Annotated in this window: 22 protein-coding genes; 11 read left to right on the top strand and 11 right to left on the bottom strand. The window is 66.1% G+C overall.

Features of this window, described 5'->3' with window-relative positions; genetic code table 11:
• The first annotated feature begins 286 nt into the window (after positions 1–286).
• Positions 287–1,237: an acyl-ACP desaturase gene (locus AC59JP_RS07360; RefSeq protein ID WP_497325079.1), complete on the top strand. Its 951-nt coding sequence runs from the start codon at positions 287–289 to the stop codon at positions 1,235–1,237.
• A 126-nt stretch (positions 1,238–1,363) separates the two neighbouring features.
• On the opposite strand, the gene AC59JP_RS07355 is transcribed toward AC59JP_RS07360, so the two are convergent.
• The 3 genes from AC59JP_RS07355 to AC59JP_RS07345 form a co-directional block, all read right to left on the bottom strand.
• On the bottom strand, positions 1,364–1,690 hold the full coding sequence (locus tag AC59JP_RS07355) for a cupin domain-containing protein (protein WP_497325078.1): 327 nt from the start codon (positions 1,688–1,690) through the stop codon (positions 1,364–1,366).
• Positions 1,691–1,795: 105 nt separating this feature from the next.
• Positions 1,796–2,275, bottom strand: a complete 480-nt coding sequence (locus tag AC59JP_RS07350) for a dihydrofolate reductase (RefSeq protein ID WP_497325077.1) — start codon at positions 2,273–2,275, stop codon at positions 1,796–1,798.
• Complete coding sequence (locus AC59JP_RS07345; RefSeq protein ID WP_497325076.1) at positions 2,272–3,072, bottom strand: thymidylate synthase; 801 nt, start codon at positions 3,070–3,072, stop codon at positions 2,272–2,274. Before AC59JP_RS07345 ends, AC59JP_RS07350 begins: the two co-directional genes overlap by 4 nt.
• 26 nt (positions 3,073–3,098) lie before the next feature.
• Between AC59JP_RS07345 and cobF the strand changes: the two genes are divergently transcribed.
• Both cobF and AC59JP_RS07335 read left to right on the top strand, forming a co-directional pair.
• Positions 3,099–3,854, top strand: coding sequence for a precorrin-6A synthase (deacetylating) (gene cobF / locus AC59JP_RS07340; protein ID WP_497325075.1), 756 nt, complete (start codon positions 3,099–3,101; stop codon positions 3,852–3,854).
• A 5-nt stretch (positions 3,855–3,859) separates the two neighbouring features.
• Positions 3,860–4,726: an Fpg/Nei family DNA glycosylase gene (locus tag AC59JP_RS07335; protein WP_497325074.1), complete on the top strand. Its 867-nt coding sequence runs from the start codon at positions 3,860–3,862 to the stop codon at positions 4,724–4,726.
• Positions 4,727–4,732: 6 nt separating this feature from the next.
• Here AC59JP_RS07335 and AC59JP_RS07330 read toward each other — a convergent pair whose 3' ends face one another.
• A complete protein-coding gene (locus tag AC59JP_RS07330; protein ID WP_497325073.1) occupies positions 4,733–6,310 on the bottom strand; it encodes a carboxylesterase/lipase family protein in 1,578 nt (525 codons plus the stop codon).
• Positions 6,311–6,363: 53 nt separating this feature from the next.
• On the opposite strand from AC59JP_RS07330, the gene AC59JP_RS07325 reads away from it, so the two are divergent.
• Entirely contained in the window at positions 6,364–6,915 is a 552-nt protein-coding gene (locus AC59JP_RS07325) for a molybdenum cofactor biosysynthesis protein (protein ID WP_497325072.1), read from the top strand.
• 10 nt (positions 6,916–6,925) lie between these two features.
• Here AC59JP_RS07325 and AC59JP_RS07320 read toward each other — a convergent pair whose 3' ends face one another.
• Positions 6,926–8,371, bottom strand: a complete 1,446-nt coding sequence (locus AC59JP_RS07320; RefSeq protein WP_497325071.1) for a dihydrolipoyl dehydrogenase family protein — start codon at positions 8,369–8,371, stop codon at positions 6,926–6,928.
• A 37-nt stretch (positions 8,372–8,408) separates the two neighbouring features.
• Here AC59JP_RS07320 and AC59JP_RS07315 point away from each other — a divergent pair, with 37 nt between their 5' ends.
• Complete coding sequence (locus tag AC59JP_RS07315) at positions 8,409–9,161, top strand: SDR family oxidoreductase (protein ID WP_497325070.1); 753 nt, start codon at positions 8,409–8,411, stop codon at positions 9,159–9,161.
• 47 nt (positions 9,162–9,208) lie between these two features.
• Here the strand turns inward: AC59JP_RS07315 and AC59JP_RS07310 are convergent, their stop codons facing one another.
• From AC59JP_RS07310 to AC59JP_RS07290, 5 genes are all read right to left on the bottom strand, one after another.
• A complete protein-coding gene (locus AC59JP_RS07310; protein WP_497325068.1) occupies positions 9,209–9,454 on the bottom strand; it encodes a DUF2630 family protein in 246 nt (81 codons plus the stop codon).
• Positions 9,455–9,471: 17 nt separating this feature from the next.
• Positions 9,472–10,728: a condensation domain-containing protein gene (locus AC59JP_RS07305; protein ID WP_497325067.1), complete on the bottom strand. Its 1,257-nt coding sequence runs from the start codon at positions 10,726–10,728 to the stop codon at positions 9,472–9,474.
• Positions 10,725–11,486 carry a crotonase/enoyl-CoA hydratase family protein gene (locus tag AC59JP_RS07300; RefSeq protein ID WP_497325066.1) on the bottom strand — a complete coding sequence of 254 codons (762 nt, stop codon included), beginning with the start codon at positions 11,484–11,486 and terminating at the stop codon, positions 10,725–10,727. Before AC59JP_RS07300 ends, AC59JP_RS07305 begins: the two co-directional genes overlap by 4 nt.
• 184 nt (positions 11,487–11,670) lie before the next feature.
• Positions 11,671–13,314 carry a glucose-6-phosphate isomerase gene (gene pgi / locus AC59JP_RS07295; protein ID WP_497325065.1) on the bottom strand — a complete coding sequence of 548 codons (1,644 nt, stop codon included), beginning with the start codon at positions 13,312–13,314 and terminating at the stop codon, positions 11,671–11,673.
• A 132-nt stretch (positions 13,315–13,446) separates the two neighbouring features.
• Entirely contained in the window at positions 13,447–13,752 is a 306-nt protein-coding gene (locus AC59JP_RS07290; protein WP_497325064.1) for a chorismate mutase, read from the bottom strand.
• Positions 13,753–14,125: 373 nt separating this feature from the next.
• On the opposite strand from AC59JP_RS07290, the gene pcrA reads away from it, so the two are divergent.
• The gene (pcrA, locus tag AC59JP_RS07285; RefSeq protein WP_497325063.1) at positions 14,126–16,567 is read left to right on the top strand and encodes a DNA helicase PcrA; all 2,442 of its coding nucleotides are present in this window, start codon (positions 14,126–14,128) and stop codon (positions 16,565–16,567) included.
• Between the two features lie 22 nt (positions 16,568–16,589).
• Here pcrA and AC59JP_RS07280 read toward each other — a convergent pair whose 3' ends face one another.
• Positions 16,590–17,654 (bottom strand): M23 family metallopeptidase, encoded by a 1,065-nt coding sequence (locus tag AC59JP_RS07280; protein WP_497325062.1) that lies wholly within the window; start codon positions 17,652–17,654, stop codon positions 16,590–16,592.
• A gap of 343 nt (positions 17,655–17,997) precedes the next feature.
• Here AC59JP_RS07280 and AC59JP_RS07275 point away from each other — a divergent pair, with 343 nt between their 5' ends.
• From AC59JP_RS07275 to sfnG, 5 genes are all read left to right on the top strand, one after another.
• Positions 17,998–19,824, top strand: coding sequence for a hypothetical protein (locus AC59JP_RS07275; RefSeq protein WP_497325061.1), 1,827 nt, complete (start codon positions 17,998–18,000; stop codon positions 19,822–19,824).
• 137 nt (positions 19,825–19,961) lie between these two features.
• Positions 19,962–21,125 carry an ADP-forming succinate--CoA ligase subunit beta gene (gene sucC, locus AC59JP_RS07270; RefSeq protein ID WP_497325060.1) on the top strand — a complete coding sequence of 388 codons (1,164 nt, stop codon included), beginning with the start codon at positions 19,962–19,964 and terminating at the stop codon, positions 21,123–21,125.
• 7 nt (positions 21,126–21,132) lie between these two features.
• A complete protein-coding gene (gene sucD, locus AC59JP_RS07265) occupies positions 21,133–22,038 on the top strand; it encodes a succinate--CoA ligase subunit alpha (protein ID WP_497325058.1) in 906 nt (301 codons plus the stop codon).
• A 234-nt stretch (positions 22,039–22,272) separates the two neighbouring features.
• Entirely contained in the window at positions 22,273–23,493 is a 1,221-nt protein-coding gene (locus AC59JP_RS07260; RefSeq protein ID WP_497325057.1) for an acyl-CoA dehydrogenase family protein, read from the top strand.
• 23 nt (positions 23,494–23,516) lie between these two features.
• Complete coding sequence (gene sfnG, locus AC59JP_RS07255) at positions 23,517–24,641, top strand: dimethylsulfone monooxygenase SfnG (RefSeq protein WP_497325056.1); 1,125 nt, start codon at positions 23,517–23,519, stop codon at positions 24,639–24,641.
• The last annotated feature ends 49 nt before the right edge of the window (positions 24,642–24,690 follow it).

The following is a 24,690-nucleotide window of genomic DNA, read 5'->3' as shown; positions in this document are numbered from 1 at the left end:
AGTTACCGGTTCGTAGTTATGCGCGGAAGCTCGAAACGCGGTGAAGAGTTTCTTAAGTCCGGCAAAACAGGGCGTGACTCCGGATACTAGGTCCAAACAGTGGCAACAGCAGCGTTTTGCACATCATGCCTGCAAATTGCTGTGTGACCAATACCAGGGCGCAGGGTGTCGGATTGCGACTTGGCCCAAATTCGACCGGAAAGTCTCGAAAGTGTCACGGAAACGGTCTTGAGTTGTACTCGAGGCCGGTGCGTCGCGCCGCCTCGGCTATCCGAAGGGGGCTTGTATGGCCAAGCAGATGACGCAGCTCGAGCTACTGCGGGAACTTCAGCCCGCGGCAGAAGAGAACTTGAACAGGCACTTGAGCCTGGCGAAGGAATGGCACCCGCACGACTACATCCCGTGGAGCGAAGGCAAGAACTTCGCGGCCATGGGCGGCGTCGACTGGTCACCGGAGCAGTCGAGCCTCACCACCGTCGCGAAGGCGGCGATGGTCACGAACCTGCTCACCGAGGACAACCTTCCCTCGTACCACCGCGAGCTGGCGGAGAACTTCTCGCTGGACAGCGCGTGGGGCACCTGGGTCGGACGGTGGACTGCGGAAGAGAACCGGCACGGGATCGCGATGCGCGACTACCTGGTCGTCACCCGCAGCGTCGACCCCGTCGCTCTCGAGCGTGCACGCATGGAGCACATGACCGTAGGTGTCTCGTCGCCGCCCATGGAAGGCAACAACCTTCTGCACGGGCTCGCCTACGTGACGTTCCAGGAACTGGCGACGCGTGTCTCGCACCGCAACACCGGCATCGCCTGCAACGATCCGATCGCGGACAAGTTGCTCGCCCGCATCGCGGCGGACGAGAACCTGCACATGATCTTCTACCGCAACCTCTGTGCCGCGGCGATCGACCTCTCGCCCGATCAGGCCGTCAAGTCGATCACGGACATCGTCATGAACTTCCAGATGCCGGGTCTGAATCAGCCGAACTTCCGTCGCAATGCGGTGCTGATCGCCAAGTACGGGATCTACGACCTGCGTCAGCATCTCGACGAGGTCCTCATGCCCGTTCTGCGGAAGTGGAAGATCTTCGAGCGCACCGATCTCGGAGCCGAGGGCGAGCAGGCACGCACCACGCTTGCCGAGTACCTCGACGACATGGGTAAGCAGGCAACGCGTTTCGAAGAGTCTCGGGACCGTGCCCTCGCCCGCGAGCGCGACCGTCAGGTCGCCGTCTGATCTGCACCCGACGGCCCCGGTGATCGAGAGAGTCCCGGGGACGCCGCTGGTGTGAAATGCCGTTCTCTCCCGTCAGGTGGGTCGGGAGAGAACGGCATTCGCATGTTCGAAGGGGGTACCCCGCTGTCAGATGGCTACCGTCAGCAAGAACGCCACGTCTTCCACGGCCTCGACGCTGTGACGCGCGTCCGGGATCACCAGAAGGTCGCCGGACGATCCCTTCCACGACTTCTCGCCGCTGACCAGTTTGAGTTGGCCGCTGAGGACCAGCACCGTGGACTCACCACTCAAATCGTGCTCCGCAAGGGACTTGCCCGCGGCGAGACCGACGACCGTCTGTCGCAACTTGCGCTGGTGGCCGCCGTAAACCGTGTGCGAGCTGCGTCCGCTCGTCGCGGTCTGCGCCATCTTCAGCTGTTGGCGCGCGAGCGCAGTCAGCGATTTCTTGTCCATGGTTTTCGTCCACCTCTGCGCGTGTTTCGACAGGACCGCTCCGGGCTGTGGAGGGTTGCTGCTCGCAGTATCTCTCACCGAAGGCGAAGCGGTGCGGCGAATCGCCTACCCGTTGGTGTATCGCACATGGCGGTAGCGCGTACCCGAGGACGAACTGGTACGCCACTCACCCAAGTTCGCCACGAAGGTCGCAGGAATTTCCGGCGCGACAGTGTCTCCGGCGACGTCGACGTCCACCTCGGTCACCTCGAGCACGGTGGCGAACGGCAATGCCGCACGGTAGATCTCACCGCCACCCATCACCCAGACGTCACCGCCGTCGAGAGCCTCGTCCAGCGATGCGGCGCGTTGCGCGCCCTCGGCTGACCAGGTTGCCGAGCGGGTCAGCACGACGTTGGTCCGTCCCGGTAGCGGGCGGAAACGAGCCGGCAGTGAATCCCACGTCTTGCGGCCCATGACCACACGCGTGCCGGACGTCACCTCGCGAAAGTGCGCCATGTCCTCGGGTATTCGCCACGGGATTCCTCCCTCGGCCCCGATGACCGCGTTCCGTGACTGAGCCCAGACGAGCCCGACGAGACTCATACCGCGACGGGTGCCTTGATAGGCGCATGATGCCGGTAATCGACGATCGTGACGTCGTCGAAGGTGTAGTCGAATATCGAGTCTCGGTGCGCCAGTTGCAGAGTGGGGCTGGAAAATGCCTCGCGAGAGAGCTGTTCGCGCACCTGGTCGACGTGGTTGTCGTAGATGTGGCAATCCCCGCCGGTCCACACGAAATCACCGACCTCGAGGCCGGCCTGCGCCGCCACCATGTGCGTGAGCAGTGCGTAGCTCGCGATGTTGAAGGGGACGCCGAGGAACAGGTCTGCGCTGCGTTGGTAGAGCTGGCAGCTCAATTTGCCGTCGGCAACGTAGAACTGGAAGAACGCGTGGCAGGGCGCCAGGGCCATCGACGGAATGTCCGCCACGTTCCACGCCGAGACGATCATCCGGCGCGAATCGGGGTCCGATTTCAGCGTCGCGAGAACCTGGGTGATCTGATCGATGTGCTCACCGGACGGGGTGGGCCACGACCGCCACTGCACGCCGTAGACCGGTCCCAACTCGCCGGCCGGATCGGCCCACTCGTCCCAGATGCTGACGCCGTGTTCCTGCAACCATCCGACGTTGGAATCACCGCGCAGAAACCACAGCAGCTCATACACGATCGACTTCAGATGGACCTTCTTCGTGGTCACCAGGGGAAAGCCCTGCGAGAGGTCGAAGCGCATCTGGTGTCCGAACAGGCTGGTGGTGCCGGTTCCGGTGCGATCGGCCTTGGCGGTGCCCGTCTCGAGGACGAGGCGCAGCAGATCTTCGTACGGGGTGGGAACCTTCACGAGAGCTCAGTTTAGGCTCATTCGTCATGCGAGTGCTGCACCTGATCGGCATCGGCGCGGGTGATCGCGACCAGGTGACCGTGCAGGCCGTCAAGGTGATGAACACGGTCGACGTATTCCTGGTCATCGACAAGGGCAACCCGAAGCAGGGCCTCGTCGACGTTCGGACGGACATCCTGCGGGAGCACGTCACCCGCGAACATCGGGTGGTCGAGATCGAGGATCCGCCGCGCGACCGCACCCCCACCGACTACGGAAACGCGGTCGACGACTGGCACGCCCGCCGTGCCGCGCGCATCTCCGACGCCATTGCCGCCGAACCCGACGACTGTGTCGGTGCGATTCTCGTGTGGGGCGACCCGTCGTTGTACGACAGCACGATTCGCGTCGTCGAGCGCATCCTGGCTCTCGGACGCGTGCACTTCGAGTTCGACGTGATCGCCGGCGTCACCAGCGTGTCGGCTCTCGCCGCCGAACATCGCATCGTGCTCAACCGGGTGGGGGAGGCGGTTCAGGTGACGACGGGGCGCAACCTGCGCGAGGTCGGCCTGCCCGACGGCGTCGACGCCGCCGTCGTGATGCTCGACTCCGACTGCAGCTTCACAGCATTGCCCGACTGGGACATCTGGTGGGGCGCGAACCTCGGCACGTCCGACGCGCGGTCGGTCTCCGGGCGGGTTGGGGACGTCGCCGAGGAGATCGAGCAGGTGCGCGCGGAGGTCAAGAGCCGGGCCGGTTGGGTGATGGACACTTACCTCGTCCGGCGTTCCCGCCTATCGTAGGAGCCATGCCCGAGTTGCCCGAGGTCGAAGCCCTCGCGGGATTTCTGCGCGAGCACGCTCTCGGCGCCGTCATCGGCCGTATCGACGTCGCCGCGTTGAGTGTCCTGAAGACCTTCGATCCTCCCCTCACCGCGATGCAGGGCAAGGACATCACCGACGCCGCACGCTTCGGGAAGCATCTCGCGGTGCAGGCGGGCGGGTTGTGGATGATCACGCATCTCTCGCGCGGCGGGTGGCTGCGGTGGACGGACAATCCCAGCGCCGCACCGCCCAAGCCCGGCAAAGGTCCACTGGCCCTGCGGGTTCACCTCTTCACCCCCGAAGGCCTGACGCCGGCGTTCGATCTCACCGAGGCGGGCACCAAGAAGCGGCTGGCCGTGTGGGTGGTGCGTGATCCGCAGGAGGTTCCCGGTATCGCTCGCCTGGGTCCCGATGCGCTGGCGGTCAGCGAACTCGAGTTCGCGGAAATCCTCCGCAGCACCACGGCGCGGATCAAGAACTCGATCGTCGACCAGTCGCTTCTGGCCGGTGTCGGCAACGCCTACAGCGACGAGATCCTGCACCTTGCGAAGCTGTCGCCGTTCGCGTCGTCGAAGTCGTTGAGCGACGAGCAGATTCACACTCTCTACGAGGCCATGAGGACATTGCTGCTCGACGCCGTGGATCGATCGGCCGGCCAGGACGCCGCCCGGCTCAAGGGTGAGAAGCGCTCGGGCATGCGAGTGCACGCGAGAACCGGTCTGCCCTGCCCCGTGTGCGGAGACACGGTGCGCGAAGTGTCCTTCGTCGACCGCTCGTTCCAGTACTGCCCGACGTGTCAGACCGGCGGCAAGGTCCTCGCCGACCGTCGACTGTCGCGTCTGGTCAAGTAGGGCCGCTCAGCCCACGTTGCCCTTTCGGCTTGCACTGTCCGTTCGGCTTGCGGTGTCGGAATCGAGTGCGCCGTTGTACCCGACGTAACCGTCCCACGCGATGCGCTTGCGGAACTCGGGATCTTTCTCGATTCGGCTGCGTGCGTCCAGTATTCGCGTCGATCGCGAGGTCGTGTCGTACGCCGGCCACTCGGGGAGCGGACTTCCGCTGCGCGCGAACGAGATCCAGTGCTCCTGCATCTCGTCGGAGACGTTCGCGGCACCCTTGCGATCACCGATGAGGGTGAGGATTTTTCCGAAAAGCGTGCTGTAGACGTCGAACACGGCGAACAGCTCGGACCCGTGGGTCGCGTGAAGTCCAAGCAGACGCAGTAACCGCGGTGCGAAGTCGTAGCGATAGGCGAAGGTCGGTGCGTACTCCGAATGCGCCTCCATCAGCTCGACGGAGGGCTTCCAGAACGTGTAGTCACCGCCGACGTCGATCGCGGCCGCGGACTTCGGGTAACCGTCGTATGCCCCGGTGACGCGCTTCTCCGCAGACGGATCGGTGTTCTGGAACAGCGTATGAATGCGCGCCGGGTTGGTCGGCAGCGCGTCGAGGAAGCGCGGGAAGAGCGTTCCTTCCCGCTTGTTCGTTCCGATGATCAGGGGCACCCGTGCGGCGTCCCCGTCCTCGAACTGCGCGAGAGGGGCGTCCGGGATGTAGTCGCCGTCGATGACGGGACCGAAGGGCATCAGGCCCGGGGTGCGCTCGGAGATGATCTTGGCCAACTTGTTGCCGGCTTTGCCGAGAGTCTTGGTGTCCAGTGCCTCGAGCTGGGCGCCGGCGTCGGCCGGTGCGATTCCCAGGAGTTCGATGTACTCGTGCGCGAAATCGGCTGCCATCGCGGACGTCAGCACCAGGCCGGGGGCCGCGCTCTCGGCGATGACCTTGTGGAAAAGCCCCCTCGCGGCGGGGGTCGCCATGAGCGTGGTGACCGCCGTACCGCCGGCCGATTCACCAAAGATGGTGACGTTCTCGGGGTCACCGCCGAACGATGCGATGTTGCGCTTGACCCACTCCAGTGCAGCAACGTGGTCGCGAACACCGAGGTTGCTGTCGATGGGCCGCGCCGGCGTCGAGAACGTCGAGAGGTCCAGGTAGCCGAGCGCACCGAGGCGGTAGTTCATCGACACGTAGACGATTTCACCCTTGCGCGCCAACGATATTCCGCCGTACAGCGGGGTCGCGGACGTGCCCAGAATGTAGGCGCCGCCGTGGATGAACACCATGACCGGGCGCGGCTTCACCGGTGTCGTGGCCGGCGCGACGACGTTGAGCGTCAGGCAGTCCTCGCTGGTCTCCTGGTACTTGCCCGGCCCGAGCATCGTTCCGGCCCGACCCTGTGAGGCCGCCTTGCCCCAGTCGAGAGCGTCGCGAACGCCGGTCCACGGCTGCTGGGGTTGCGGAGCGCGCAGGCGGAGCGGTCCCACGGGCGGAGCGGCGTAGGGAATTCCGCGCCAGGTGACCACGTCGCCCTGCCTGCGACCCCGGAGGGTGCCCTCGACTGTGGTGACGTCGGTCTTCTGCGCTGCATTGCCCATCCTTCGGACTATACGTAACGCGGATGCACGGGTATCGGAGGACAATGAAACGTGTGACACATGAGTACCCGATCGAGATTGTTCAGTTGCTCGTCTCACCTGCGCACGCCTATTTCGGCCGCGCGAAGGACGGGCCGGGTGACGTGCCCACCTTTCTGCCCGATCACGTCGACATCGTCGCGGGAAAGGGCATACGCGGCGACCGCTTCTTCGGCGTCAAGGCACACACCGAAGCGGCGGTAACCTTTCTCGCTGCCGAGGCCTGGGAGGACGTCGCGCCCGACGTCGACCCTGCGGTGGCGCGGCGCAACGTCGTGGTCCGCGGGCTCGAACTGGACCCGCTGCGCGGTGAGGAGTTCGTCCTCGACACCGGTGACGGGCCGATACTGTTCCGCGGCGGCCGACCGGCGCACCCGTGCTCGTGGATGGACACGATGGTGGTGGACGGAACCAGAAAGGCCCTGATCGGACGAGGCGGGTTGCGCGCTCGCCCCATCAGTTCGGGAACTCTTCGCGTCGGGCCCGGTGTCGTGATCTCACCCGTCGAACTCGACGCCGCGCGGGCCGCCGACTCGGTGCGACGAGCTCAGCCGCTGGGTCACTGAGGGCCTGCACTCAACCCCGGCGCGACTCGAGCAACCGCAACCAGATCTCGCTGACCGTCGGGTAGGCCGGGACCGCGTGCCACAGCGTGTCCAGCGGAACCTTGCCGACGACGGCGACGGTCGCGGCATGCACCAGCTCTGCCACACCCGGACCGACGAAGGTCGCGCCGACGATGGTGTCGGTGCGCCTGTCGACCACGAGTTTGGCGTGGCCCGCGTAATTGTCCTGTTGCAGAGACGATCCGGCGACGGCGATGTCGCTCTCGACGATCTCGACGTCCACACCGTCGGCCCGCGCCTGTGCCTCGGTGATGCCGACGGCGGAGATCTCCGGCGAGGTGAACACCACCTGCGGGATCTGGCCGTGATCGGCCGACGCGCTCAAGCGGGAGGCGCCCAACGGCTGGGCCGTCGCGCGGGCGGCGATCACGTCGCCGCACACTCGACCCTGGTACTTGCCCATGTGGGTGAGCAGCGCCCGCCCGTTCACGTCGCCGACTGCGTAGAGCCACTCGCCGTCGACGCCGCGAACCTGGAGGTGATCGTCGACCTCGATCGATCGCCCTCCCTCGAGTCCTACCGAGTCGAGACCGAGGTCGGACGACGCCGGCCGGCGTCCCGCAGCCACGACGATCTCGTCGACCGTGATGGACTCGCCGTTCACGGTCACCGTCACCGGTCCGCCATGAATGTGCCCGTAGCCGGTGTCGCGGGCGTCGGGCCGCTCGACCGTGTCGATGGTAGCGCCGAACAGAATGCGAACCCCCTTGTCCCGCAACGACTGCGAGACGGCCTCTCCGGCGAACGGCTCGTTGCCGGTCAGGAGGGACTTGCCGCGCACCACCATGGTGATCTCGCGCGCACCCAGGGACAGCAACCAGGTCACCGATTCGCACGCCACCACGCCGCCGCCCACCACGATCACCCGCTCGGGAATCTCGTGGAGATTGGTCGCGTCGCGCGACACCCAGGGCAACGCCTCGCGGAGGCCGGGAGTGGGCGGAACCGAGGCGACGGTGCCGGTGGCGAGGACGACCGCATGGCGTGCGGTGATCGTGCGATCTCCGACGGTCACCGTCCGTGTTCCGGACAGACGTCCGTGCCCGCGGATCACGTCGATGCCTGCTCCCTGCGCCCAGTCGACCTGCGACGAATCGTCGAGACCGTGGGTGTAGCTCTCCCGCCGTGCCAGCACGGCCGCCGCGTCGAGTTCGCGGTCTCCGACGATCTCCTTGACGCCCGGCATGTTTCGGGCCTGTTCGAGTACCGATCCGGGCACGAGCAGCGCCTTGCTGGGCATGCACGCCCAGTACGAGCACTCACCGCCCACCAGCTCGGATTCGATGATCGCGGCGGTGCGGTCGCTTCCCGCGATCGCGTAGCTCGCGGCGTTCTCACCGACGGGGCCGCCGCCGATCACGATGACGTCGTATTCGGACGGGGTATCAGTGCGCATCGCACCACGGTATTCCTGCGCCCTAAGGTACTGAAGCATGAAGCGGCAGAAGATCCTGATCACCGGTGCGAGTTCCGGCCTCGGCGAGGAGATGGCGCGACGATTCGCGGCGATGGGACGTGACCTCGCACTGTGCGCTCGACGCGTCGACCGCCTCGAGGCCCTGCGCGACGACCTGCGCGCATCCGCGCCCGGTATCACCGTGGCGATCGCGCCGCTCGACGTCACCGATCACGACGCGGTGGTACGGGTGTTCGGTGAGTTGCGCGACGAACTCGGCGGCCTGGATCGGGTCGTCGTGAACGCGGGCCTCGGCAAGGGCGCGAAGATCGGCACCGGTAAGGCCGCGGCGAATCTGGCCACGGCGCAGACCAACTTCGTCGGCGCGCTCTCGCAGGCGGAGGCGGCTCTGGAGATCTTCCGCGCGCAGAAGTCGGGGCATCTGGTGCTGGTGTCCTCGGTGAGCGCGTCCCGAGGGCTCCCGGGCTCGAAAGCGGCGTATTCCGCGTCGAAGGCCGGGGTCTCCGCGCTCGGCGAGGCGCTCGCCATCGAGTTGTCGGGAACGAAGATCGCCGTCACGACGCTGCTTCCCGGGTACATCGCAACCGACATGTCGGCGGGCGCGGGCGACACCGGACCACTTCTGGCCACCCTGGACGAGGGCGTGTCGGCGATGGTCGCGGCGATCGAGAAGGAGTCGACGCGAGTGCCGTTGCCGGGACTGAAGTGGCGCGGCATCGACGCCGCGCTGCGCTTCCTCCCCACCGAGGTGACGAAGCGCTTCGCCTAGCTGCGCCTAGTACCGAACCGACCGGCCTCCGGCCTTCCCGCGAACGCCTACTGCAGGTAGCCCTCGACCTGATCGACGCTGGCCGTCTCCGCGTCATCGGGTGAGAGTCCTCCGTCGAGGCGAGCGCGTCTGCGTCGCAACAGATCCCACGCCTGGTCCAGAGACTCTTCCAGCGCTTTGAGCTGCGAGCGTTCCTCGGCGGGATCGAGGTCACCGGCCTCGGTCTTGGACCGGAGCGCGTGCTCCTGGTCGATCAGGTCCTTGATGCGTGCGTGGATGTCCGAATCACTCATACCGACGAACTCTAGTCTCACCAGAACATCGGATCGAGGCTCCACCGCGCCGACGCTTCGCGGAGCACGTCCTCGAGGTCGGCGCGCATGAGCGGATCGGTCCCGACGATCGACATCGTGAACCGGTCGTGGAACCGAGAGATGTACGCCGACAGTGTCGTTCGCATCTTCAGAGCCCCGGCCGCGTCGAGACCGGGGTGGATGGCACGCGTCGAAATGCGGGTGCCACGCCCCAGGTTCAACGTATCGGGAAGCGGTCCGATGTTGGAGCACAGTGCATCTCGCTGACCCGGCATGGGCGCAAGTTTGGACGCCACCCGGTCCGACACCACCTGCAGAAGTTCCTCGGGGAATCCGGCCGGTCCGCCGATCGGAACACCGTAGGCCGATTTCGCTGCCACGCGAATGGCGGCGAGGGTGTCGGACTCTCGAATCACCACTTCGCTCATCGACACCGAGTTCGCCGCCGACCCGGCCCGCACCATCCGCACGGGGATGCTCAGGGTCACTCGATCGCGCCCGAGAAGCATGCGCGTCGCGGTCGCGACGACGGCCGCGAACAGGACGTTGGAGGTGCCGCCGCCGGCCTTGGCGACGGAGTTCCATTGCGCTGCCGAATAATCGACGACGAACGACGGGGGAGTCCAGGTCGCCGTCGGCGGCGTCCCTGCGGGCGCGGACCGGTTCCCACGCACGTACGCGATCAGTTCGGCGCGTCGAACCGGGTCGGTGATCAGCGTTCCCAGAGCTCGGGCGGTTCCACCCCCCACGATGCGAAGCTGGTCGACGGCGTCCGCGCGGTCGGTGCCGTCGGCCTCGTCGGTGACCGGCGCGGGTCGGCCGGTGAGCGCTGCGTCCGCCGCGTCGACCAGGCCGGCAGCGTCGGCGAGTGCGTGAGAGCAGACGAGCGAGACGACGGTTCCGCCGCTATGCATCCGAGCGGTCGACAGTCTCCAGCCGACGCCGAACTCGGGGTCGAGTTCGAGGTCACCCTGCCGATCCGCCCACGCGATGACGTCCGCGTCGGCGATGGTGTCGTCGACCGTCAAGGGCAGGGTGTCCTGCGACGTCACCCACCGTCGCCGGGCCCCCGGAAGGCGGGGAGTGACGACCTGTCGACCGAGAGTCCCCAGAGCGAGGCGGCGGTGGAAGTCCTCGAGCACCTGCAGTGGGACCGCGTCGTCGACGACCCACAACCCTTGCAGCGCAACGGGAGTCCCCAGACCACGATGAGTTCGCAGGAACATCTCGTCCACAATGGACAGGCGGCTCACTCGTCGAACGATCCGTGTCTGCCGGCGCCGGCGGCGAAACGGGCGGCGCCGTCGAGTGCGTCGACGATCGAGGTGCTTCCGTGACGGAACTCGTTTCGGATCGCCGATTCCTCGTCCTTGCCCTCTTGCTCGAGAGCGGACAGGCGGTCACCGCGCATGCAGTTCTGTGGGAACGCCGCCAGTTGGAGCGCGAGTTCCTCTGCCGCGGTGCGTGCCGACCCGCTCGGGACCACTCGATTGGCGAGTCCGATCGCGTGCGCTTCGGCTGCGTCGACGGGTCGGCCGGTGAGTATCAGGTCCATGGCGCGCGAGAGCCCGATCAGGCGCGGGAGTCGCACGGTGCCGCCGTCGATCAGGGGCACCCCCCAGCGTCGACAGAAGACGCCCATGACCGCGTCGTCGTCCACGACTCGCAGGTCGCACCAGAGGGCGAGTTCGAGTCCACCCGCTACCGCGTGACCCGAGATCGCGGCGATGACGGGCTTGGAGAGCTGCATGCGCGTCGGACCCATGGGTCCGTCGCCGTGCTCGGTGGCCGAGTTGGACCGATCGGTGCCGAGGGCCTTCAGGTCGGCGCCGGCGCAGAAGGTGCCGCCCTCGCCCCACAGAACGGCAACGGCAGCATCGGGATCGGCGTCGAACTCCTCGAACGCCGATACCAAAGCTGCAGCGGTGGGTCCGTCGACGGCGTTTCGGGATTCCGGTCTCGACAGAACGACCGTGAACACCGGTCCCGAACGCTCGACACGGACAGTCATGTCGCGAGCTCCGTCATGCCTTCGACCGTACCTCGCAGTACCCCTTGTGAAACATCCTGATACACCGTCGATTTTTCTCGTGAGAAGTGTGTAACGCATTGGCGGGTGCCGCCGACATACCGGTCGAGTCCGTGCGGCACTGTCAGACCCCCGACCCGGCAGTGCCGCACGGACTCGCCTCTTCTCACCGACCGCGCTGTGTGCGGTACCAATCCACCAGTGCCGAGGTCGACGAATCCAGTTCCGTCGCAGGCTTTTCCGCGTCTGTCAGCACGGGAGTCAATTCCTGGGCTTGCGTCTTTCCGAGTTCGACACCCCACTGATCGAACGAGTCGATACCGAAGATGACGCCCTCGACGAAAACCTGATGCTCGTACAGCGCGATCAGTTGCCCCACCACCGACGGCGTCAGTCTCGGCGCCAGGATCGACGTCGACGGCCTGTTACCGGGCATGACCTTGTGCGGCACGATGTCCGCCGCGGTGCCCTCGGCCGCGATCTCGTCGGCAGTCTTGCCGAACGCCAGAACCTTGGTCTGGGCGAAGAAGTTGCTCATCAACAGGTCGTGCATGCTGCCCGTGCCGTCGGCCGTCGGGAGATCGTCGACGGGCTCGGCGAAACCGATGAAGTCCGACGGGACCAGCCGCGTTCCCTGGTGCAGGAGTTGGTAGAAGGCGTGCTGGCCGTTCGTTCCCGGCTCGCCCCAGAAGATCTCACCCGTCGGAACGGTCACCGGGGTGCCGTCGGCCTTCACGGACTTGCCGTTGGATTCCATCGTGAGCTGCTGCAGGTACGCGGCGAAACGCGACAGGTCGTTCGAGTAGGGCAGCACAGCGCGCGACTGGGCATCGAAGAAGTTGGAGTACCAGACGCCGATGGCGCCCAGCAGAACAGGAGCGTTGGCCTCGAGCGGCGCCGTCGCGAAATGCCGATCCATCAGGTGGAACCCGTCGAGGAACTCGGCGAACCGGTCCCGGCCGATCGCGAGCATCACCGAGAGCCCGATCGCGGAATCGACCGAGTAGCGCCCACCGACCCAGTCCCAGAAACCGAACATGTTGGCCGTGTCGATGCCGAAGTCGGACACCTTCTCGGCGTTGGTGGACACCGCGACGAAATGCTGCGCCACGGCGTCGTCACCCAGGCTGTCCGTCAGCCAGCGGCGAGCGGCCGTGGCGTTGGTGAGCGTCTCGAGGGTGGAGAACGTCTTGGATGCGACGATGAATAGAGTTGTGGCGGGGTCCAATCCGACCAGTGCACCGACCATGTCGGCGGGGTCGACGTTCGAGACGAATCTGGCGGAGATGCCGGCGTCCGCGTAGTGCCGCAGAGCCTGGTAGACCATGACCGGTCCGAGGTCCGAACCGCCGATACCGATGTTGACCACCGTGGTGATCTTCTGTCCGGTTGCGCCGAGCCACTCGCCCGAGCGCACCCGATCGGCGAAATCGCCCATTCGATCCAGGACTTCGTGGACGTCGGCGACCACGTTCTGGCCGTCGACCTCGAGGGAGGCGTCGCGAGGCAACCGCAGGGCGGTGTGCAGAACGGCCCGATCCTCGGACGTGTTGATGTGCTCACCGGCGAACATCGCGTCGCGGCGCCCGGTGACGTCGGCGGCGCGGGCAACGTCGAGCAGCAGCTCGATCGTCTCGCGCTCGATGCGGTGCTTGCTGTAGTCGATGTAGAGCTCACCCGCGGTGAGCGTGAGTTCCGATCCGCGCGACGGATCGTCCGCGAAGAACTCGCGCAGGTGACGATCGGCGATGCCGCGTTGGTGGTCGGTCAGTTTCTGCCAGGCTTCGGTGCCCGTGATGTCGACGCTCATGAACACCAACAGTAGTGCGCGGTCGGTGCGATTTCCTGCTACGACCGATGGCCCCGGACGGACGCATACGCGCCGCCGAGGCCATCGTGACAGGGGAGTCGGTCGGAACCGAATGTCGGTTCTGGAAGAAGGTCAGTGACCGAGGCGACCGCGACCGAGGCGCAGCAGCAGCATAGCGAGGGTGTGGCCTTCCTGGCCCAGATCGCTGAAGCGCTGGAGGACCTTCATCTCGCGGCTGTGCACCAGGCGGGGGCCACCGGATGCCATCCGGGTGCGACCGATGATGCGCGAGACCTCGGTGCGGCGCTTGACCGCGGCCAGGATCTCAGCGTCGAGGCGGTCGATCTCCTTACGGAGCTCGTCGATCTCTGCCTCGGAGGTCGGCAGATCGGAGTCGGCGGGCTGGGATGATGACGCGGACTGCAATGTTGTGCTCATATCTACTCCTCGGGTCAAAAGGTGTGTCGTCGGTCGGATGTGGTCTGTTACAACGACCACGTGCTTGCGTACCGACACGAGCCTCGTGACTATCCGTACGCGAACGGTGGAACCGATCGGTTCACATCATGGATCAAGCTGTCTTTCGCCGGCGAAACAAACCAGCCTTGCGGTAGAGCACGGCCTGCATTGTGCCACTTGTTCGGTGGCACCGGGACCGAGAACAGAATCCCATCGCGGCTCGTCGGGTCGAAAGGGTAGTTCACTACGTGATTCGCACCCGGCGTTGCCGGAGATTACTCGGATGGTCGATTCCTTCACCGCTGCCGCGTCGGCGAAGGATGTCGGCGCCCGCCGGTAACCTGTACAGGCGATGAACACCGATCTTCCCGTAGCCCCCGTGACCAGGTCCTCCGATGCGTTATTGGAGGGTCTGAACCCGCAGCAACGCGAAGCGGTCATGCATTCCGGGTCGCCGTTGCTGATCGTCGCCGGAGCCGGATCGGGCAAGACGGCGGTGCTCACGCGCCGCATCGCGTACCTGCTCGCCGAGAGAAACGTCACTCCCGGCCAAGTTCTCGCGATCACGTTCACCAACAAGGCCGCGGCGGAGATGCGCGAGCGCGTCGTCTCGCTCGTCGGACCCCGTGCCAACTTCATGTGGGTGTCCACGTTCCACTCGAGCTGCGTCCGGATTCTGCGCAGCCAGGCCACTCTGCTCCCCGGGCTCAACTCCAATTTCTCGATCTACGACGCCGACGATTCGCGGCGGTTGCTCACCATGATCGGCAAGGATCTTCAGCTCGATCCCAAGAAGTACTCCTCGCGGCTGCTGGCGACGCAGATCTCGAACCTCAAGAACGAGCTGATCGATCCCGACCAGGCCGTGGCCGATGCGGAGAAGGATCCGGCCGAGCTGCCGGCCATCGTGGCCAAGGTCTACTCGCACTATCAGCAGCGGCTGCGCGCGGCCAACGCGTTCGATTTCGACGACCTCATCGGTGAGACCGTCTCGCTCCTGCAGAACTTCCCGCAGGTCGCCGAGTACTACCGACGCCGCTTCCGGCACGTGCTGGTCGACGAGTACCAGGACACCAACCACGCGCAATACATGCTGGTGCGGGAACTGGTGGGCACCGGCGAGGGCGGTGACGGTATCGGTCCGGGCGAACTGTGTGTGGTCGGTGACGCCGATCAGTCCATCTATGCATTCCGTGGCGCCACCATCCGCAACATCGAGGAGTTCGAGCGGGACTACCCGGACGCGCGGACCATTCTGCTCGAGCAGAACTACCGGTCGACGCAGACCATCCTCTCCGCGGCCAACGCCGTGATCTCGCGCAACATCGGCCGCCGCGACAAGAAGCTGTGGACCGACTCGGGCGACGGTGAGCTCATCGTCGGCTACGTCGCCGACAACGAGCACGACGAAGCCTCCTTCGTCGCCTCCGAGATCGATCGACTGGTCGACGGTGGCGACATCAAGTTCTCCGACGTCGCCGTGTTCTACCGCACCAACAACTCCTCGCGTGCGCTCGAAGAGATCTTCGTCAGGCTCGGCCTGCCGTACAAGGTCGTCGGCGGCGTGCGGTTCTACGAGCGCAAGGAAGTGCGCGACATCGTTGCGTACCTTCGTGTTCTGGCCAACCCGGACGACACGGTCAGTATGCGCCGCATCCTGAACACACCGCGTCGCGGTATCGGTGATCGCGCCGAGGCGTGCGTCGCCGTCCACGCCGAGCGCAAGAACGTCAGCTTCACGCAAGCGCTCTACGACGCCGCCGACGGGAAAGTGGCGCTGCTGAACACCAGGTCGCAGAAGATGATTGCGGCATTCGTCGAGATGATCGACGAGCTTCGGGCGGTCATGAACACCACCGACACCGACGGGAACAGCGTCGGCGACATCGGCGAAGTCGTCGAAGCCGTGTTGGACCGCACGGGATATCGCGCGGAACTCGAAGCCAGCTCCGATCCGCAGGACGGCGCGCGCCTGGACAACCTGAACGAATTGGTCAGCGTCGCACGTGAATTCAGTGCCGATGCCCGCAACGCGGAGGACATTCCCGACGTCGACATCGCTGCGGACATCAGCGAGGACACCGACGAGGACGAGCTCGATGGCGCCCCCGAACCGGGTTCACTCGCGTCGTTCCTGGAGCGAGTCTCGCTGGTCGCGGACGCCGACCAGCTCCCGGACAACGGCGACGGTGTGGTCACCATGATGACCCTGCACACCGCGAAGGGGCTCGAATTTCCCGTCGTCTTCGTCACCGGCTGGGAGGACGGGCAGTTCCCGCACATGCGCGCCCTCGGTGACCCAGCGGAGCTGTCGGAGGAGAGGCGGCTGGCGTACGTGGGCATCACCCGCGCCCGACACCGTCTCTACGTCACGCGTGCCATCATGCGATCGGCGTGGGGTCAGCCCATCAACAACCCGGAATCGCGCTTCCTGCAGGAGATTCCGCAGTCGCTCATCGACTGGCGGCGTGAAGATCCCGGCGTCGGACGTGGTGGTTTCGGGTCCGGGGGCTTCGGGTCCGGCCGCCAACGCGACTGGACGCAACCCGTGCGCAGCGACAACTGGCAATCCCGACCCACTCAGCAGGCCACGCCGAGTTTCGGTGCGGCGCGGGCGCGCAACAACACCCTTGTATTGGCGGTGGGGGATCGTGTCAACCACGACAAGTACGGGCTGGGAACGGTCGTCGAATCCGAAGGGTCCGGTCAGCGCGCGATGGTGCTCGTGGATTTCGGCACGTCGGGCCGCGTGAAGATGATGCTGATCGGTGGCGTACCGATGACGAAGCTGTAGGTAGCGGAGCTGTACTAGCCGCTCAGTCGCGCTCGGGGCCGAGGCTGATGCCGCGGGTCGCGAGCCACGGCAGCGGGTCGATCTTGTTCTCGCCCGCGAGGTGCACCTCGAAATGCAGGTGCGGTCCGGTGGACTGGCCGCGGTTGCCCATCTTGGCGATCTCGTCGCCGGCCATCACCTTCTGGCCCACGGTGACCTCGGTGCTGTCGATGTGGCCGTACACAGTGATCGTGCCGTCGGCGTGCTGCAGGCGAACCCACATTCCGAAGCCTGCGGCCGGGCCGGAGTCGATGACGACACCGTCCGCAACGGCGTGAATCGGGGTACCGATGGCGTTTGCGATGTCCACGCCGGCGTGCAGCGTGCCCCACCGCGAGCCGAAGCCGGAGGTGTAGGTGCCGATGGCGGGAAGTGCGAACAGGGGGCGAAGCTTCTCGGCCTCGGCGGCCGCGCGCTCCTGCATGTAGCGCTGGCCCTTGGCGAGCAATTCGCCGAACTGTCCGAGGTCGGCGGTCGATGCAACGTTGAGGATCTGCGGCGCGGCCGAGTTGGAGGCCGTGACCATGGGGGCACCGGTCGACGTGGCGGCAGGAACGAGGCCCGCCGGGGTCGGGATGGTGGTCACACGATCGGCGACGACGGCGGCCACGTTGCTGGCCGCGGTCACGGGGCTCTCACCGGCGGCAAGTGCGACGTCCGAGGACACTGTCTGCTCGGGGGCCGGACTGTGGTTCATTGCGGCTTGCCCGGCTGCGACGACGGCACCAGCTGCGACTGCGACGACGGCCACGCGGCCCTTCAGGGCGTTCGGCGGGGCAGGAATGCGGTGTGCTCCGGACCGTCGGACGGTCACCGGTGCAACGTCACCGCCGCCGACGACCTCGGCAGCGGGTGTCACAAGGTAGGAGCTGGCCGGAACGGCGTCTGCCGAACGACGGGACTCACGGCGAGACGACGCAGGCGAAGAAGCAGTGGCAGGAAGGGCAGCTGCGGTGGCCGGGTAGTCGGCGGACTCGTGATTGCGATCCCACGGCGAATCGAGCAGATCTCGGAAGACGTCGTCCGAGTCGTCGAAGAATTGGGTCATGGTGAAAACGGTCGCGTCACCGTTGTCGGTGGCTTCGGAAGCGCGCGATGCGGGGTCCGTGTGATCGGTGACGAAGCCGGAGGCAAATCGACTCGAGGTGAACGGGGTGCGATGGTGCTGCAAGACCTGCCGTCCTCCTGATTCGTGACCTGCTCGTTATCCAGACTGGGCGACGGTAACGAAACGGTTGCGAGGCGCGCAAGCCAAACGCCATTTGTGACCCAATATGTGGGATGGCTCACATCGCGAGCAGGCGAAACGCCATTCCGGGCTCGAAGGTATAACAACGGCTCGCGTGTCCCTGCACGCGTCCGAAGCCCGCAAACCGATAACGTCGGTCCACGTGAGCAGTCCATCCGGGCCCTCGGTGCGTCCGCAGCGCATCGCTCCCATGAACGCTGTCGACGACCTTCGCGACCACCGGGCGCCCCTACGCATCGGTGTGCTGCTGGCCGCGGTCGGAGGCATCTCGGTCGCTGCCGCACCGGTGGTGGGTGTGACCACGGGAGCCGGCAGCGGTTCGACACCGGCAATGGTGTGGGCGGCAGTGTGCGCGCTCGCGGCGCCGGTACTGGCGATCCTCGCGCTCGTGCGCGGCCGGGTCGGATTCGGTGGCGCACTTCTGGCGGCGGCAGGCGCCGTCGCTGCGGGGTTCGCGGTGATCGACGCTCAGCTGCTGGCGGACCCGATCGACGCGAACCGGCTCGAGCTCTTCCGACCGCTGAGCGCCGCCGTGCTCGAACCGGGAGTCGGGGCCTACCTCGTTCTCGTCGGACACGTTCTGATCGCTCTGGCCGGCTTCGGTGGGCTCGTCGCGGTGGGCCGTGCATCACTGCTCGACGGATACGGTGGCGCGGGCTCGGCCGCAGGCCGCATCGGGGGACCGGCGACCGCGCTCGCGGCCGTCGCCGCAGTCGTCCTTGCGGGAGCGCTGTTCGCGCCCCCGTTCGTCTCCGCGGATCCGGTGTTCCTCGTCGACACGGTCGTCGACGGCCCGACGCTGCTGGCCGTGGGCTCCGCGCTGATCGCGGTGGCCGCATTGACGGTCGTGGGCGCGGGACTGTCCTCGGTGTCCACGTCGGCGGCCTCGGGTGCGTTGATCGGTACCGCGATCGCGGCCCTCGGACTGGTCGGGACACGGTGGGTGTCGGCGTCCGCGCAGGACCGAATCGATCCCGGCGTCGGCTCGATCTCTGCCACCGCGGCAGCGGTTGTTCTTCTGATGATCGGACTGGCCGTTCCTGTGTTGGCACGCCGATCAGCCGAGCCCGCGGTCGTGGAACAGGAAAGGCCCGCGGCGCCCACGGCCAAGATGGGCAAGTCCGCGCGCAATCGCGCCGCCGCCGAGGCGTCGGCAGCGGCACGCCGACGGTCCGTGCGCCGGCATGCGATCGCCGGCGTCACCGGCGTGGTCGCGGGAGTGCTGCTTGCCACCGGTGCGCTGCTCCCGCTGCTGCGTGTGCCGGACGGGGTGACCGAGCCGAACATTCTCGGGGCTCGTATCGCGGTGCTCGGTGCGATCGTTCTCGTCCTGCTGAGCGTCATGCTGCTGTTCTCCGAGTTGGCGACGTCGATCCGGCCCGCCGTCGGTGTCTTCTGGGTCGCCGCGGTGATGTGTGCGACGCCCGTGTTGCAGGCGCTGGTTCTGGCGCTCGGCGTTCCCAGCGTGCGCATGGGACCCGGCGCCGTGCTCGTCTGCCTCGGCGTGGTGGTCACCGGAGTGAGCGGTGTGTTGCTGTGGGTGGCCGGCTCGGCCGAGCGCGACGACGTCGACACCTCGATCGACGAGTCTCCGTCGCGCGCGACGGTGTGGGTCGGCGCCGTCGGCGCGCTCGTCTCCGTTGTGGCGCTCGGGTCGCCGCTGTACTCGTCCGGCGAGTCCACGGCCGCCACCTTCGGCGAGTTCCCGTGGGGATGGGACGCCTGGGGGCAGGCAGTGTTCGCCGCCGCCGTGGTCGTCGCGGTGATCGTCGCCGCTCGCGCGCGCCCGTCGCGCGGTGCCGCCTTGCTCTTCGGCGCCGCTGCCGGGATGGCGGTCTACGTCGCCGGCTGGCCACTCCTGGAGGTCCGCGGCGGCGCGGCGGGTCCCGGGGTCGGAGCACTCGCGGGTGCCGTCGGCATGGTGGTTCTCGTGGTCGCCGCTGTCGCCCGTGGACGTACTCGTCAGTAGCTTCGCCGGGCGATCGGTGACATGAGCCACAAGATGCACGGGGTGTCGTCTAGGCCCCTTTGCCGGTGGCTAAAGTCGCATGTCGGACCCGCTCCTACCCCTCGAGCGGGCGTCAACGCAGACGAGATGGTGAGCTGATGGATCTCTTCGAATACCAGGCGAAGGAACTTTTCGCCAAGCACGAAGTACCGACGTCGGCCGGTCGTGTCACGGACACGGTCGCCGGTGCCACACAGATCGCCGAAGAAATCGGCAAGCCCGTGATGGTCAAGGCTCAGGTGAAGGTCGGTGGCCGCGGCAAGGCCGGTGGAGTCAAGTACTCCAAGGACGTTGCCGAAGCCACGGCGAACGCCGAAGCAATTCTCGGCCTCGACATCAAGGGCCACGTCGTGAAGAAGCTTCTCGTTGCAGAAGCCTCCGACATCGCGGAGGAGTACTACATCTCCTTCCTGCTCGATCGCACCAACCGCACGTACCTCGCAATGTGCTCCGTCGAAGGTGGCGTCGAGATCGAGGTGACGGCCGAGGAGAACCCGGACGCACTCGCGCGCATCCCCGTCGACGCGGTCAAGGGCGTCGACCTCGCATTCGCCCGTGAAATCGCCGAAGCCGGCAAGCTGCCCGCCGAGGTGCTCGACGCGGCCGCCAACACGATCCAGAAGCTGTGGGAAGTCTTCATCAAGGAAGACGCACTCCTCGTCGAGGTGAACCCGCTGGTGCGCACTCCCTCCGACGAGATCCTCGCGCTCGACGGCAAGGTCACGCTGGACGCGAACGCCGACTTCCGCCACTCCGAGCACGCAGAGTTCGAGGACGCCGACGCGGCCGACCCCCTCGAGGCCAAGGCCAAGGAGAACGACCTCAACTACGTCAAGCTCGACGGACAGGTCGGCATCATCGGAAACGGTGCGGGACTGGTCATGTCGACCCTCGACGTCGTCGCGTACGCCGGTGAGGCGCACGGCGGAGTCAAGCCCGCCAACTTCCTCGACATCGGCGGCGGCGCCTCGGCCGAGGTCATGGCCGCCGGACTCGACGTCATCCTCGGCGACGATCAGGTCAAGAGCGTGTTCGTGAACGTATTCGGCGGCATCACCGCCTGCGACGCGGTGGCCAACGGAATCGTCGGCGCACTGAAGAAGCTGGGCGACGACGCCAACAAGCCGCTCGTGGTTCGCCTCGACGGCAACAAGGTCGACGAAGGCCGCAAGATTCTCGCCGATGCTGCGCACCCACTGGTGACGCTGGCCGAAACCATGGACGAAGGCGCCGACAAGGCCGCCGAGCTGGCTGCGAAGTAAGGGAACCATGTCTATCTTCTTGAACAAGGACAACAAGGTCATCGTCCAGGGCATCACCGGCGGCGAGGGCACCAAGCACACCGCCCTGATGCTCAAGGCCGGCACCCAGGTCGTCGGCGGCGTCAACGCACGCAAGGCCGGAACCACGGTGTCGCACAAGGCAGCCGACGGCAGCGACGTCGAGCTCCCCGTGTTCGGCTCGGTCGCCGAGGCCATGGAGAAGACCGGAGCGGACGTCTCGATCGCGTTCGTCCCGCCGGCGTTCTCCAAGGACGCAATCGTGGAGGCCATCGACGCCGAGATCCCGCTGCTCGTCGTCATCACCGAGGGAATCCCGGTGCAGGACAGCGCATACGCGTGGGCCTACAACGTCGAGAAGGGCAAGAAGACCCGCATCATCGGGCCGAACTGCCCCGGCATCATCACCCCCGGTGAGGCGCTCGTCGGCATCACCCCGGCCAACATCTCCGGAACCGGCCCCATCGGCCTGGTCTCCAAGAGCGGCACGCTGACCTACCAGATGATGTTCGAGCTCCGCGACTTCGGTTTCTCCACCGCCATCGGCATCGGCGGCGACCCGGTCATCGGCACCACCCACATCGACGCCATCGAGGCGTTCGAGAAGGACCCGGCCACCGAGATCATCGTGATGATCGGCGAGATCGGCGGCGACGCGGAAGAGCGTGCAGCCGACTACATCAAGGCCAACGTCAGCAAGCCCGTCGTCGGCTATGTCGCGGGCTTCACCGCCCCCGAGGGCAAGACCATGGGCCACGCCGGCGCCATCGTCTCCGGCTCCTCGGGTACCGCGCAGGCCAAGAAGGACGCGCTCGAAGCGGCCGGAGTCAAGGTCGGCAAGACGCCGTCCGAGACGGCGGCACTCGCACGCGAGATCCTGAACGCGCGCAAGTAGTTTCAGCTTTTCTCTGACTCAGGGGCACATTCGGTCGGCTCGTTCGACCGGATGTGCCCCTGAGTCGTGTGCGGGGGTAGTGCTTGCCGCCCTTACGAATCATCGTGATTCGAAGTCTGGTCGCGGGGCAGCCCCACATCGTCTACTGAGGTCATGACTTCGCACCACACATCCTGTCGCCAGTGCCGATCGGTCTGACACCCACTCGACACTCGCACAGGAGAAACACCAGCCATGACCACCACGGAGAACCGTCCCCTCACCCAGAACTGGCCCGACGCACCCACCACCTCGCAGGGATGGATTGCGCGTGCGTCCGATGTAGCTGCCCTGCTCGCGGTCGACGCGGTCGAGCGTGACAAAGGGCGCGACGCCCCGACCCACGAAGTGCAGCTGCTCAAGGATTCCGGTCTCGTCACCCTTCTCGGCCCGGTGGAACACGGTGGCGGCGGGCAAGATTGGCCCACCGCGTACCAAGTGATCCGCACCGTGTCGACGGCCGACGGGTCCATCGGTCAGCTCCTCGGATACCACCTGCTGTGGTTCTGGGCGGCCCGGCTCGTCGGCACCCCGGAGCAGATCACCGCCGTCGAGGAAGCGGCGACGACGAACCGTTGGTTCTTCGGCGGGGCAGTCAATCCGCGCGACAACGACGTGTCGGTCACCGACGAGGGCGACGAGATCGTGTTCACCGGAGAGAAGTCGTTCTCGACCGGTAGCCGCGTATCCGACGTCACCGTTCTCGAAGGCGCCTTGCCCGACGGTCAGCATGTTTTCGCGATCGTTCCGTCGAACTCGCCCGGTCTCACCTTTCACGACGACTGGGACAACATCGGTCAGCGTCAGACCGAGAGCGGCAGCGTCAGTATCGACCATGTTCGTGTGAACTGGAGCGACGCAGCGGGATTCGTGAACAAGAAGTTCACACCTCGTGTGTACAACACGTTGAACGTGCCGACCATTCAGCTCGTGTTCGTCAATTTCTACCTCGGTATTGCCCGCGGGGCACTCGATCAGGCGGCGACGTACTCGCGCGACAAGACACGGGCGTGGCTGCACAGCGGTTTCGACAAGGCCGTCGACGAGCCCTACATCATCGACATCTACGGCGACCTGACCGCGAAACTCTGGGCGGTCGAAGCGTTGGCGGATGCCGTTGCGCTGGAGGGCAAGTCGATTCACGACAATTCCTGGAACGTCACCGAGCAGGAGCGCGGTGAGCACGAGGTGCGCGTCGCGGCGGTCAAGGCGCGCGCCACCGAGGTGTCGCTGGAGGTCACATCGACGATCTTCGAAGCGCTCGGTGCACGAGCCACCGCGAGCAAGTACGGATTCGACCGCTTCTGGCGAAACGTCCGTACCCACACCCTCCACGACCCCGTCGCCTACAAGCGCCGCGAGGTCGGACGGTGGGTGTTGACGGACGAGCTGCCCGAGCCGACCTGGTATTCCTGACCGACCGTGAAACGAGACAACCTGTGACCACCGAACGCATTTCCGACGAGATCAAGTTCGCCTACTGGGTGCCCAACGTCAGTGGGGGACTGGTGACGTCGACGATCGAACAGCGCACCAGCTGGGAGTACGAGTACAACAAGAAGCTCGCGCGGACCGCGGAGAACAACGGCTTCGAATACGCGCTGAGCCAGGTCCGATACGAGGCGAGCTACGGCGCCGAGTATCAGCACGAGTCGACGAGTTTCTCGTTGGCGCTGCTCCTCGCCACCGAGCGGCTCAAGGTCATCGCCGCGGTGCATCCCGGGCTGTGGCAGCCGGCCGTGCTCGCCAAACTCGGTGCGACAGCCGATCATCTGTCGAACGGCCGGTTCGCGGTCAACGTGGTGAGCGGATGGTTCAAGGATGAATTCACCCATCTGGGCGAGCCGTGGCTCGAGCACGATGAGCGGTACCGTCGCAGCGCGGAATTCCTGCAGGTGCTGCGCAAGATCTGGACCGAGGACGACGTCGACTTCCGCGGCGACTTCTATCGCATTCACGATTTCACGCTGAAGCCGAAGCCCCTCAACACCCCGGATCGCCCCAATCCCGAACTGTTCCAGGGTGGAAACTCCTCGGCCGCCCAGGAGAACGCCGGCCGGTACTCCGATTGGTACTTCTCCAACGGCAAGGACTTCGACGGCGTGACCGAGCAGCTGCACAACATTCGGCGCGTCGCGCGCGAGCACGAACGCGAGGTCAAGTTCGGGCTGAACGGCTTCATCATCGCCCGCGACACCGAAGCGGAAGCCAAGGACACCCTCCGCGAGATCGTCGAGAAGGCCAACAAGCCTGCGGTGGAGGGTTTTCGGGACGCCGTGCAGCAGGCCGGAAACTCGACGAGGGACAAGAAGGGGATGTGGGCCGACTCCTCGTTCGAGGATCTGGTGCAGTACAACGACGGCTTCCGGTCTCAGCTCATCGGTACGCCGGAACAGGTCGCCGAGCGCATCGTCGCCTACCGAAGCCGGGGCGTCGACCTGATCCTGGGTGGGTTCCTTCACTTCCAGGAGGAGATCGAGTACTTCGGAGCGAAGGTCCTGCCGCTGGTCCGTGAGCTCGAGGCGGCGCAGTCCGACAGCCGGGAGCTGGTCGGGGTGAGCTGAGCGTTCCGTACGCTGGTCGGGTACCGCGAACCGAGGAAAAGGATGTAGT

It is taken from the genome of Rhodococcus sp. 320_ES, from assembly GCF_059691855.1.
This window is presented reverse-complemented; position numbering and strand designations above follow the sequence as displayed.

What these genes read in the sequence shown, in the direction of transcription:
- AC59JP_RS07360 (WP_497325079.1), top strand. Translation starts at nt 287, where the DNA reads ATGGCCAAGCAGATGACGCAGCTCGAGCTACTGCGGGAACTTCAGCCC.
- AC59JP_RS07355 (WP_497325078.1), bottom strand. Translation starts at nt 1,690, where the DNA reads ATGGACAAGAAATCGCTGACTGCGCTCGCGCGCCAACAGCTGAAGATG.
- AC59JP_RS07350 (WP_497325077.1), bottom strand. Translation starts at nt 2,275, where the DNA reads ATGAGTCTCGTCGGGCTCGTCTGGGCTCAGTCACGGAACGCGGTCATC.
- cobF (WP_497325075.1), top strand. Translation starts at nt 3,099, where the DNA reads ATGCGAGTGCTGCACCTGATCGGCATCGGCGCGGGTGATCGCGACCAG.
- AC59JP_RS07335 (WP_497325074.1), top strand. Translation starts at nt 3,860, where the DNA reads ATGCCCGAGTTGCCCGAGGTCGAAGCCCTCGCGGGATTTCTGCGCGAG.
- AC59JP_RS07330 (WP_497325073.1), bottom strand. Translation starts at nt 6,310, where the DNA reads ATGGGCAATGCAGCGCAGAAGACCGACGTCACCACAGTCGAGGGCACC.
- AC59JP_RS07320 (WP_497325071.1), bottom strand. Translation starts at nt 8,371, where the DNA reads ATGCGCACTGATACCCCGTCCGAATACGACGTCATCGTGATCGGCGGC.
- AC59JP_RS07315 (WP_497325070.1), top strand. Translation starts at nt 8,409, where the DNA reads ATGAAGCGGCAGAAGATCCTGATCACCGGTGCGAGTTCCGGCCTCGGC.
- AC59JP_RS07310 (WP_497325068.1), bottom strand. Translation starts at nt 9,454, where the DNA reads ATGAGTGATTCGGACATCCACGCACGCATCAAGGACCTGATCGACCAG.
- AC59JP_RS07300 (WP_497325066.1), bottom strand. Translation starts at nt 11,486, where the DNA reads ATGACTGTCCGTGTCGAGCGTTCGGGACCGGTGTTCACGGTCGTTCTG.
- pgi (WP_497325065.1), bottom strand. Translation starts at nt 13,314, where the DNA reads ATGAGCGTCGACATCACGGGCACCGAAGCCTGGCAGAAACTGACCGAC.
- AC59JP_RS07290 (WP_497325064.1), bottom strand. Translation starts at nt 13,752, where the DNA reads ATGAGCACAACATTGCAGTCCGCGTCATCATCCCAGCCCGCCGACTCC.
- pcrA (WP_497325063.1), top strand. Translation starts at nt 14,126, where the DNA reads ATGAACACCGATCTTCCCGTAGCCCCCGTGACCAGGTCCTCCGATGCG.
- AC59JP_RS07280 (WP_497325062.1), bottom strand. Translation starts at nt 17,654, where the DNA reads ATGACCCAATTCTTCGACGACTCGGACGACGTCTTCCGAGATCTGCTC.
- sucC (WP_497325060.1), top strand. Translation starts at nt 19,962, where the DNA reads ATGGATCTCTTCGAATACCAGGCGAAGGAACTTTTCGCCAAGCACGAA.
- sucD (WP_497325058.1), top strand. Translation starts at nt 21,133, where the DNA reads ATGTCTATCTTCTTGAACAAGGACAACAAGGTCATCGTCCAGGGCATC.
- AC59JP_RS07260 (WP_497325057.1), top strand. Translation starts at nt 22,273, where the DNA reads ATGACCACCACGGAGAACCGTCCCCTCACCCAGAACTGGCCCGACGCA.